Origin of the sequence: Myroides injenensis M09-0166, from assembly GCF_000246945.1 — a bacterium.
Taxonomy (GTDB): Bacteria; Bacteroidota; Bacteroidia; order Flavobacteriales; family Flavobacteriaceae; genus Flavobacterium; species Flavobacterium injenense.
In genome coordinates, this window is sequence record NZ_BAEX01000039.1 from 19,148 (window position 1) to 30,783 (window position 11,636).

Annotated in this window: 10 protein-coding genes and 1 pseudogene; 5 read left to right on the forward strand and 6 right to left on the reverse strand. The window is 30.7% G+C overall.

Going from position 1 to position 11,636, the window contains the following annotated elements; all coding sequences use genetic code 11:
- The first annotated feature begins 8 nt into the window (after positions 1-8).
- The gene (locus tag RH98_RS07970) at positions 9-1,340 is read left to right on the forward strand and encodes a sensor histidine kinase (protein WP_010252815.1); all 1,332 of its coding nucleotides are present in this window, start codon (positions 9-11) and stop codon (positions 1,338-1,340) included.
- A gap of 571 nt (positions 1,341-1,911) precedes the next feature.
- Here RH98_RS07970 and RH98_RS07975 read toward each other — a convergent pair.
- From RH98_RS07975 to RH98_RS07995, 5 genes are all read right to left on the reverse strand, one after another.
- Positions 1,912-2,241 (reverse strand): MGMT family protein, encoded by a 330-nt coding sequence (locus RH98_RS07975; protein ID WP_010252817.1) that lies wholly within the window; start codon positions 2,239-2,241, stop codon positions 1,912-1,914.
- Positions 2,241-2,867, reverse strand: coding sequence for an amino acid permease (locus tag RH98_RS07980; RefSeq protein ID WP_010252819.1), 627 nt, complete (start codon positions 2,865-2,867; stop codon positions 2,241-2,243). Before RH98_RS07980 ends, RH98_RS07975 begins: the two co-directional genes overlap by 1 nt.
- A gap of 1 nt (position 2,868) precedes the next feature.
- Positions 2,869-3,540 (reverse strand): tRNA (guanosine(46)-N7)-methyltransferase TrmB, encoded by a 672-nt coding sequence (gene trmB / locus RH98_RS07985; RefSeq protein WP_010252821.1) that lies wholly within the window; start codon positions 3,538-3,540, stop codon positions 2,869-2,871.
- Positions 3,541-3,615: 75 nt separating this feature from the next.
- Positions 3,616-4,698 carry a sensor histidine kinase gene (locus tag RH98_RS07990; protein WP_010252823.1) on the reverse strand — a complete coding sequence of 361 codons (1,083 nt, stop codon included), beginning with the start codon at positions 4,696-4,698 and terminating at the stop codon, positions 3,616-3,618.
- On the reverse strand, positions 4,698-5,396 hold the full coding sequence (locus RH98_RS07995; RefSeq protein WP_010252826.1) for a response regulator transcription factor: 699 nt from the start codon (positions 5,394-5,396) through the stop codon (positions 4,698-4,700). The genes RH98_RS07990 and RH98_RS07995 overlap by 1 nt, the downstream gene beginning before the upstream one ends.
- Before the next feature lie 183 nt (positions 5,397-5,579).
- On the opposite strand from RH98_RS07995, the gene RH98_RS08000 reads away from it, so the two are divergent.
- From RH98_RS08000 to RH98_RS08015, 4 genes are all read left to right on the forward strand, one after another.
- Positions 5,580-8,327 carry a TonB-dependent receptor gene (locus RH98_RS08000; RefSeq protein WP_010252827.1) on the forward strand — a complete coding sequence of 916 codons (2,748 nt, stop codon included), beginning with the start codon at positions 5,580-5,582 and terminating at the stop codon, positions 8,325-8,327.
- Between the two features lie 301 nt (positions 8,328-8,628).
- Entirely contained in the window at positions 8,629-9,786 is a 1,158-nt protein-coding gene (locus RH98_RS08005; RefSeq protein ID WP_010252829.1) for a beta-helix domain-containing protein, read from the forward strand.
- 117 nt (positions 9,787-9,903) lie between these two features.
- Positions 9,904-10,254: a T9SS type A sorting domain-containing protein gene (locus tag RH98_RS08010; RefSeq protein ID WP_010252831.1), complete on the forward strand. Its 351-nt coding sequence runs from the start codon at positions 9,904-9,906 to the stop codon at positions 10,252-10,254.
- 84 nt (positions 10,255-10,338) lie between these two features.
- Complete coding sequence (locus tag RH98_RS08015; RefSeq protein WP_010252833.1) at positions 10,339-11,319, forward strand: LuxE/PaaK family acyltransferase; 981 nt, start codon at positions 10,339-10,341, stop codon at positions 11,317-11,319.
- 6 nt (positions 11,320-11,325) lie between these two features.
- Here RH98_RS08015 and gldC read toward each other — a convergent pair.
- Positions 11,326-11,625, reverse strand: a pseudogene (gldC, locus tag RH98_RS08020) (gliding motility protein GldC); the annotation flags it as partial.
- Positions 11,626-11,636 lie beyond the last annotated feature (11 nt).

Here is an 11,636-nt window from a genome sequence, read left to right on the forward strand (position 1 = left end):
TAGTAATGATGAACGTTTCATTCCATGCTAGAGCATTTATACGCGTAATAATTATATTATTACTCGCTATCGTAGCAATGTATCTATATACAGAACAGCTGTTTTACTCTTTTATATTTATTATTTGCGGTATTGTTGCCTTATTTATAGAATTTTACTTTCATCAGAAAAAATACTATAGCACCATTGATCGCATTGTATTAGCAATGATATATGATGATTACTCGCTAAAATCAAATAAACCGCAAGCAAATGAATCTTTAAATAATCTTCAACTTCTCTATCAAAAATTACAAGAACAAAAGCAAAAAAATGAAGTCAGAGAACTTGTGTATCTAAATATTCTAAACAATATAGAAACAGGCATTATTATTCTAGAAAAAAAAGAAGATAAATGGGATGTCTTTTTAATGAATGACTATTTTGCCAACTTGTTTGATATTCCAAAAGTAAAATCATGGATTAATCTAGAAAGATTACTCCCTTCATTAACGCAACATATCGAACAACTAAACTTCAAGGAGTCAAAAGAAACATTAGATATCAAAATAGAAACAGAAGAAAAACAAACTTTCATTCTACAAACCTCAACAACGATAAGCCAAGATCAAGAATATTTTATAGCACTACTAGACTCTATACAAAAGGTATTAGATAAAAAAGAGAAAGATACATGGGAAAATTTAATGAAAATTATTTCGCATGAAATCATGAATTCACTCACTCCTATCCATTCATTAGCACATAATACACAAGAGATTCTAAACGAAGAAAATAAGTTAACAGAAGACGATATTGAAGATATAAAACTAAGTATAAATACCATTGTAAATCGCACTAATCACTTACAACAATTCATCGATAATTATCGAAAATTAACGATGTTACCTTCTCCAAAAAAGAAGGCAATTCAGGTAAAAAAACTAATTCAAAACAGTGTTGAAACATTAATTCCTATACTTAAAAATAACAATATTACTATTGAACTAGAAATTGATGAACCAATTATACAATTATGGGACCCTCAGCAAATGGAACAAGTCATCATTAACTTATTAACAAATGCAATGCACGCTGTTCATAAGGAATCTAACAAACTAATAGCAATTAAGCTTTATGAAAAAAACAATAGAGTATTTGTTGATATTATAGATAATGGAAAAGGAATAGCTGAAGAAATCAAAGATAAAATATTTATACCTTTTTACACCACTAGAGAAGAAGGTGCTGGTATCGGCTTGCCACTTTCCAAAAATATTGTCGAAATGCACAATGGTTATCTGACATATCATAGAAAAGATGGATTAACTCTCTTTTCTTTAAATTTTCCAGTATATTAATTAGGTTGTTATGATAAGCGCTTTGAAAAATCACCTTATCTAATCTATTCTTTTCTACATCAAATCACTTATTACTTAATCAGATACTTAAAAATAATGGTATTTGAATGCAATACGCTACCATTATTTTAAAATAGATACCTCTATTTCATTTCTCTTCTTTACATTATTTATAGTGTCTTAAAACCTATTTCTTTAACACTGCTTCAACACTTCTTCAACATTGCTTCAACAAACAGCCTCTTAGATGCAGTAATCTTGAAGAAGTGTTGAAGAACTGTTGAAGGAAACGTGTAAAAGTCCTATGAATACAAGGCTTACCACATATTTACTGTTTGTTATAAAAAACCATAATAAAGCATAAGCAACTTAAAATCAATTCTTTGTATTGAAAAGGTACAAAAAAAAAGAGTATGAAAAAATTAGAATAATTTTCTTTCGAAATAGAAAGCTAAAAAGAGCTCTAAAAGCAAAGATTATTTGCCATATTGAAAAAAGAGAGAATGACTATTACAGCAGTCGAAATACTTGTTAGTATAAAATATTAAGGGATAGATTGAAATAATAACTCTTACTTCTGGACTTCAGGTAACCACAAGAGTTCATTAAAGTTTTGGACTTGGTTATCTATAACACTTATTCCTTCACTTTCTAATAATTGTTGCATCAGATTAGTACCGTCAAAATGATGTTTACCACTTAACAGACCATTTCGATTGACAACTCGATGAGCTGGGACAGTATCATCGTAATGAGAAGCATTCATTGCATAACCTACCATTCTTGCTGAGCGTGCTGCACCTATAGCTTTGGCTATCGCACCATAAGTAGTAACGCGACCATAGGGTATTTGTCTTGCTACTTCATATACACGTTCAAAAAAGTTTGTAGATGACGACATTATTTCAATAACTTATAGATGGTTATCAAACAAATAATTCCAGTAATAGAACCGATTACATAATTGATATTTCTAAATATAAAGGCATTTTCATTAGAAATACGCTTAAAGAATAAAATATACAAATAGAACATCAATGCAGAACCCACTACTACACCAATTGAAAAAATGGAGGTATTTACTTTGTCATAAATACCATAACCGTAAGAAAATAAGGTAACACCTAAAAAGACGTAGTACGGAATTGAAAAGACATTAATAGAAGCAAGTAAAGCTCCATATAGAAATGGAGCAGTTTGCTTCTTTGGTAAATCTTTATTTTTTTGTTCTTTACGTTTAGCAAATACTAGAAAATAGAGTGTTAATCCACCAAAAATCACTAATCCTATTTCATGAAGTGCTTCCGTTATAGCAGGGCTAGAATCAATAAGACGTGCAAAAAATATGGCTATATAGGTCTGAATAAATATGACGACAATTGCCCCCATTGTATATTTAAACGCATTTACATAACCATCTTTAGTAGCTACTTTAACAGCAGTCATATTTAACAACCCTGGAAGTGATACTCCAATTATGGCAGCTAAAAAGCCAAATAGTAATAATGTGAATCCTTCTACTCCCATCCTATTTTATTCTAAATTGAATGTAAGTAATCGGCTTTTTCTCTTCTAAATATTGTGATTCGTAAAAAGTTTGAATTTCAGTTACAACAGATGGTGCACCTTCATTTTTATATATATGGTGGTTTGCATATAATACTTCGTGTCCTTCTCCATGAAGAAGTCCTAAGGTATAACCATGCATAAATTCACTATCTGTTTTTAAATTTACAATACCATCATCTGTAAGAATATTCTTATAGCGTTTTAAAAACTCTGAATTGGTCAAACGATGTTTTGTTCTTTTGTATTTTATTTGGGGATCAGGGAAAGTAATCCAAATCTCACTTACTTCTTTATTAGCAAATGCCAATTCTATTAATTCTATTTGAGTGCGCAGAAACACGACATTAGTCATTCCTGCTTCAACGGCAGTCTTTGCACCGCGCCAAAAACGAGCTCCTTTTATATCTATTCCAATAAAGTTCTTTTCTGGAAAGCGTTTCGCTAGCTCAACAGTGTATTCTCCTTTACCACATCCTAATTCTAAGACAATAGGATTATCATTTTTGAATACTACTTTATTCCAATTTCCTTTTTGAGGTAACCCCTCAAGCATTTCCTCACGTGTAGGTTGATACACATTGTGAAATGTTTCATTTTCTCTGAATCGCTTTAATTTATTCTTACTTCCCACCTTATTGTATTTTTATAGAATTTGCGCAAAATTAAATAAATATAATGAAAGTAAAATTTTTATCACTATTTAGAACTAAAACTCATTAGATTCTAATTCTTCAATATAGTATTCCTTAGAAGCTTTCTCTATTGTAAATGAGAATTCTGACCCATAACCAAAACTACTCTCCACATAAATATGTTCACCATGTGCCTCTACAATATGCTTAACTATAGATAGCCCTAAACCAGAACCACCTACTACTCTTGACCCACTTTTATCTATTCTATAAAATCGCTCGAATAATCGCGGAATATTCTCTTTCTGAATTCCTTCCCCATTATCAGTAATTCGGACAATTAATTTATTATTGACTAAATCTTCTATACTAACCTCAGTAGTTCCTTTATTTTTCCCATATTTAATAGAATTGTCTATTAGATTAGTAATGACCTGTCCTACGCGATCTTTATCTCCCTTTACATAAATTGGCATATCATACTTCATATCAAAAATCAATGATATGTTGCGTTTTTTTGCTTTGTATTCTAGAAAGTGAAATGCATTCTGAATTGTTTCTACTAAGTCAAAAACTGTTTTGTTTAAATGAAGAGTTCCTGATTCCAACTTAGATATCATATCTAAATCTTTAACAATATATATTAATCGGTCAACGCCCTGCGATGCTCGTTCTAGATATTGATCTCTAACTTTTAAATCATCTATTGCACCATCGACTAATGTGTCTAAATAGCTTTGTATTGTAAATAAAGGAGTTTTTAATTCATGTGAGATATTTCCTAAGAATTCGCGACGATATTCTTCACGAACTTGCAGAGATTCGATTTCTATTTTTTTATAAGTAGCGAATTTTTGAATTTCTTCTGTAAGAGTTGACATATCCGTAGTTACAGCCTTAGCTCGTAAATCAGTATGCTCTAGAAGAGATACATTGTCATATATCTTCTTAATTCGACGATAAATAAAATGTTCTACTCTATACTGAATAATAAAGAAAGAGCTAAAAAAAACTAATACACCATGAATACAATATAACCACCAAGAGATTGGGGTAAAAAAATAAACTAAAGGCATCATTACAAAAAAAGTAAATATCGTAATGAATGTGGCTGACTTTAAAGCAAACTTATAAGACTTTTTAAAACGAATACCCATTAACCTTGCGTAATATATTCAAACTTGTATCCTACCCCTTTAATTGTTTTAAACATCTTATCACCAATCTTCTCTCTCAACTTTCTGATATGAACATCTATGGTTCGTCCACCTACGATAACTTCATTTCCCCATACTGCATCTAAGATTTCCTCACGTGTAAAGACTTTACCTGGTTTAGAAGCTAGAAGTGTTAGTAATTCAAATTCTTTTCGAGGTAAGTTTAATTCTTCTCCTTTAGTAAATACTTTATATGAATCTCTACTAATTTTGATATCACCTACTATAATTTCTCCAGAGTCAATATCCTCGACATTCTTAGTACGTCTTAACAGAGCTTTTACTTTACTCATTAAAACTTTTGGACGGATAGGCTTTGTGATATAATCGTCAGCTCCTGCATCAAATCCCGCTACTTGAGAGTAATCTTCTCCTCTAGCTGTTAAAAAAGTTATTACTGTCTGCTCTAGACCTGGTGTTTTTCTAATTACTTCGCAGGCTTCAATACCATCCATTTCAGGCATCATTACATCGAGAATAATTAAGTGAGGTTTACATTCTGCTGCTGTGGAAACTGCTTTTTTACCATTATTTGCAGTAAATACTTTATAGCCTTCTTGCTCTAAATTGTAACCGACGATATCTAGTATATCTTGTTCGTCATCAACTAACAAAATTCTAATTTCTTCGTTTTTCATGATAAAGTTGTGTGTTTTTATTGGGTCAAATATAGTTTATAATAAATTACGAAATAATAAGTTTACAATTATTTAATATGTTAACATTTTAGTAACCTAAGATAACTAATTAAATAAAATTACAATAACATTCAGCTCATAATTAGCATAGTTCTTTGCAGAATAATAAAATACGCTACATTTATGAAACTACATTTATTACTTACATTTGCATTATTCTCATTAAGCACACTTGCCCAAAATGGTAAAGTCAAAGGAAGGGTAATCGATGAAGAAACTAAAGAACCACTAGCATTTGCGACAATTAGTATTGATGGATCTTCACAAGGAGTAAACACTGCTATTGATGGAGATTATGAATTAACTTTAAAAGTAGGAAACCACATTCTTGTATATCAATACTTGGGGTATAATTCTATTAAAAAGTCTGTTACTATTACTGAGGGAAAAACTGAAGTTATAAATATTGCTCTGCAAAGCGACAGTGTTGAGCTAGAAGGTGTGACTGTTCAAGCAACACGTTCTAAAGAAAGAGAATCTGCACTATTAATAGAACAACACCGTTCTGCAGAAATTAAACAACATATAGGTTCACAAGAACTTTCAAGAAAAGGAGTAAGTGATGTGGCAGCTGCTGTCGCTAAAACTTCTGGAGTAACACGCCAAGAAGGAACAGGTACTATATTCGTAAGAGGGTTAGGGGATAGATATAACAGTAGTTACTTAAACGGTTTACCACTATCGTCTGATGATCCAGAGAAAAAGAATATCAATCTAAGTATTTTCAATACTGACATTGTTGAGTATATCTCTATTGACAAAACTTATTCAGCTCGTAACTATGGAGATTTTGCTGGAGGAAATATTGACATTATTTCTAAAAAATATAAAGGAGAGGGATTCTTTGATGTTAGTATTAGTTCAAATGTAAATACTAATGCTGTTAAACAAGATGACTTTAGAGTATTATCTGGACGAAGCTATATGGGTTTTTCAAATACTAGCATTCCAAAAAATCCATTAACATCATATAACTTTAAAAACTCTACAGAAACAAAAAATAGAAGCCCATATGGAATGGGATTAGGCTTCAATACTGGTAAGTCTTTCTATTTTGGAGAATCGGCTTTAAATCTTTTTGCAACTGCTTCTTTCAGTAATGGTTTCAAATACAAAGAAGGAGTTTCTAGATCAGCACAAGCCCAAAACATCTTTACTAAAGATTTAGAATTACAAACTTTTGAATATAATACAAATACAACAGCAATGTTAAATGCTGATTATGAAATTAATTCAAATAATAGTATTAAATACAACTTTCTATTTATCAATGAATCACAAGAGAAAAATGATGAATACAAAGGATACATGGTAGATATTACCCCTGATGAGAAATTAAGTCATACTCTTGTAAATAGACAACAATACAAACAAAATCGTTTATTTGTAAACCAATTATTAGGAAATCACGGATTAACAGAAAAAGTTGATTTAAAATGGGGAGCTACATATAATAATGTTTCTGCTCAGACTCCAGATCGTCAACAATATATGCTAAATCAAGGTATTGGTAAAGATACTTATTCTTTTGCAATCAATGCTAGAACAAATAATAACCGTTATTTTGAAGACTTAACAGAAAAAGAGTATGCGGGAGTTTTAGCGGTTGATTATAAATTTAATGAGAATGCAGATAATATGCATAATGGTAAACTTACTTTAGGTTATAATATCCGTAAAAAAGATAGAGACTTTAAGGCTACTCAGTTTGTTTATGCTATCAATAATACATACAATAAAAACATTAATCCTACACAATTAGATTTGTTCTTCAATCAATCTAATTTTGAAAAAGGTTATTTCGATATTTATACTTTCAGAGGGGGGCCTGAAGTTGATAATGCTTTACTACCTCAAATCTATGAAGGAGATTTAATGATTAATGCAGGTTTTGCCAATTTAGAATATAAAATAAGTGAACGCTTTTCTGCTGTTATAGGTGCACGTTTTGAGTCTATCTCACAAAAAGTTACTTGGCAAACGCAATTAGACAACGAAAGATCAAGCGATAAACTTACTAAAAATGCTTTCTTGCCGTCCTTACAATTAAAATATGAGTTAACAGATCAACATAATTTAAGATTTGCTGCTTCAAAAACATATACATTACCTCAATTTAAAGAAAGAGCACGTTTTATCTATGAAGATGTAACTGAAGTAAAAATAGGTAACCCAGATTTATATGCTTCTGATGATTACAACTTTGATCTTAAATGGGAATTTTATCCTACTAATGGTGAGTTATTCTCGGTAACAGGTTTTGGTAAATACATTAAGAATCCAATTAATGAAATCGTAATGGCATCTGCTTCAAACGATATCACTTATGCAAATACAGGAGATTATGGGTATGCAATTGGAGCTGAAATAGAAATCAAAAAAGATTTAATCAATTTTGATGATATTAATACGAATAAAATATCGGGAGGTTTAAATGCAGCAATTATGAAAACCTACCAAAAATTAGATAACGAAAAAGTAAATAAAGAAAACCGTTATATTAATACTTTATTTACTGAAAAAAATACAGGTTTTACAGGAGCTTCTAACTTCCTTCTAAATGCTGACATTACTTATCAAAAAGAATGGGGAGAAAAAAACTTATTAGCAACTATTTCTTATGCTCATTTTTCTGATAAACTACAATCAATCGGGACTGAACAAAGTGGTAATTTAGTTGACAAAGCTTTTGGAATGCTTGATTTTACATTTAAAATCAAGTTTACAAAGAATTTTGGAATGGGCTTAAATGCTAAGAACTTATTAGACCCTAAGATTGAACGTAAACAAGAAAACCTAACAAAAGATTTATTAGTACAATCATATAAACTAGGTAGAAATTTTAGCTTGAGCTTCAACTACTCTTTCTAAAAACTATAATCTCGTCTATAAGCCATCTTATTAATTTAAGGTGGCTTTTTTTGTTTATAGACTTATATAAAATGTTTTGTAAGAAGTAACTTCACTTATAATTATTTGAATGAATATCAAGTAATTAACATCTAGTTAATATTAAGCTGTAAATCATAAGTATATTTTTATTTATTAACTTTCTTAACTTCATAATAACATAAAATGTTCTTTTTATTAATTATACGATTACACCAATTTAACCTATAAAAAAAAATCTTCTGCAATCTTTGTATCAACATTAATCAAACATATTTCACTCATGAAAAAATTATTAAGAACAGGATTCACATTAGGTTTAGTAACATTATTTTTAGCTAGTTGTTCATCAGACGACAACTCATCAAACAACAAAAATGAAGGTGGGGGTTCTAAAGTAGAAAACGAAATTAAAGGAACATACAAAAAAGGACAAGTATTACAACTTGATGGTTCTAAAACGTATACGCTGAAAGAAAAGTTAGTTATCGAAGATGGAGCTGAGTTACGTATTCCAGCAGGTACAAAAATTGTAGGAGCAGGTGGTACTTCTTCTTATATCGCTATCGCTCAAGGAGGTAAGATATTTGTTGAGGGAACAAAAGAAAAACCAGTAGTGATGACTGCAGGTGTACAAAAAAGAGGAAGCTGGGGAGGTCTAGTTTTATGTGGTAGAGCACCAATCAATAAAGGTAAAACAGCTACTGCAGAAGTTTCTGACTTAACTTACGGCGGAGATATTGCAGATGATAATTCTGGATCTATCAAATATTTAAGAATTGAATATGCTGGAGCATCTTACAATGCAGATAAAGAATTTAATGGATTAACTTTCTTTGGGGTAGGTAGCGGAACAGTAGTGGAATATGTACAAGCACACGAAGGTGCAGATGATGGATTTGAATGGTTTGGTGGAACTGTAAATACAAAATATTTAGTTTCAACAAATAATGATGATGATCAATTTGACTGGACTGAAGGATGGAATGGAAAGAATGAATATTGGTATTCTTCGCAAGCTGGAGTAGCTGATAAAGGTTTTGAAGCTGATAATGATAGTAAGAACCATTACTCAACTCCTATATCTTTTCCTACAATTAAAAACGTTACTTTAATTGGTTCAAATACAAAACCAGAAGATGGTAAACCACGTACAGCTTTACACTTTAGAGTGGGTACAAAAGCATTAGTTGAAAATATTTATTTAAAAAACTTCGAAGTAGGTGTACTTGTTGAAAATGATGCTACTATAAAAGGTATTGGAAATGATTTAGTAGTGAAAAATGTTAAATTTGATGATGTAAAGAAAAAATACACTATTACTGATAATGACAAAAAGAATATAATCAATGATGCTATAATAGTTGAAGGTGAAGCGACTGGCGCAGGAAACGGTGTAAACGTACCAGAATGGGCTAAAGGATGGACTGTTGGTCTATAAGCATCAGTAATAAATTACTAAAAATAGTTAAAAAAAAAGTTTTGTCCTAAAAAGACAAAACTTTTTTCTTTTTTATATAGATTTTTATCACTACTTTTATACCATAATTTTAAGTAAATGGCAAAAAAATACTTTTATACTATTTTATTCTTCATAGGTGTTGTAGGCGCAGGCACAGCTTTCGCTCAAGATAGAATACAACCAAATGATGTTAGATACTCTACTCAGAGTATCGAAGGACTGTCTATTTACCCGAATCCTGTAATGAATAACAGTAAAATTTTTATTGAGTCGAATAAGAACTCATCAAAAGAAGTTGAACTTTACAATGTAGTGGGAAAGAAAATATTTACTACAACTTTAAATACAAAAGAATTAGTATTGCCTTATAGTGTCAATGCAGGTATCTATATCATGAAGATTAAAGAAGAGAATGCTACTGCAACACGTAAGATTATTGTGAAATAAAAAAATACCAATATATTTAGTTTTAAAAAGCATCAACTGAGTTGATGCTTTTTTTATTTGTATTTTTGTTTAAAATATATAGTCGTGTTTATACCAGAAGATATTATACAAATACAGTCTAAAAAAGAGTTTCATAAGGTAACTATGAAAGTATATCGCTTTCAATACGAAAACAACCTTGTCTATAGACAATTTTGTGATTTATTACAAAAAACACCTAATGAAGTTAAGACTGTACAAGACATTCCTTTTTTACCAATCGAATTCTTTAAGTCTAAAGAAGTACTTAGCTCTCAAGCTCCAATACAAACTACTTTTACTAGTAGTGGTACAACTGGTATGATTACAAGTAAGCATCACGTTACTGATTTAGCTTACTATGAAGAGAGTTTCAGAAGAGGTTTTGCTTATTTTTATGGAAACATTGAAGATTATGTAGTTTTAGCACTTCTCCCTTCTTATCTTGAACGAGATGGCTCTTCCTTAATCTATATGGCTAATGATTTTATTAATCAATCTACACATCCTGAAAGTGGTTTCTATCTGCATAATTATGAAGAATTAGCAGAAACATTAATTAAACTGGATAGCGAAGGAAAGAATATTCTTTTAATGGGAGTAACTTATGCTTTACTAGACCTTATAGAGATGCAATCTTTTAATCTTAATAACACCATTATTATGGAAACAGGTGGTATGAAAGGTAAAAGAAAAGAAATGATACGAGAAGAATTGCACAACCTTCTTACCAAAGGATTTGGTGTAAATAAAATACATTCAGAATATGGAATGACTGAATTACTATCACAAGGTTATTCACTTGGTGATGGTATATTTCAATGTCCTCCGTGGATGGATATCTTGATTAGAGATCCTGAAGACCCATTAACATTATTAGAAGAAGGAAAAACAGGAGGAGTTAATATTATCGACCTTGCAAATATTAATTCTTGTTCTTTCATTGCAACACAAGATTTAGGAAAGAAATACAGTGATGGTACTTTCGAAATACTAGGTCGTTTTGATAATTCAGATATCAGAGGTTGTAATCTTATGGTAGTATAAATTACTTTAAATATCACATAAAAAAGCGACTTGAGTCGCTTTTTTATTTTCTTTATCTACTAGATCCATTTTCTCTGCAAAGTATTCACAGAAATCACGCATTGTATCTGCCATTTTTTTATCTTCTGTAGCACGTTCAAATGTATCTGCCATAGCTACAAATGTTTGATGGAAGAATTTCTTCATTTCATCTACAGGCATATCTTTAGTCCATAAATCGATTCGCAACGTTTCTTGTACCTTATGGTCCCATATAGATAATAACATTGCCTTTGAACGAGCTGCCTCTACACCTCCATCTTTAGCATACTACGTGT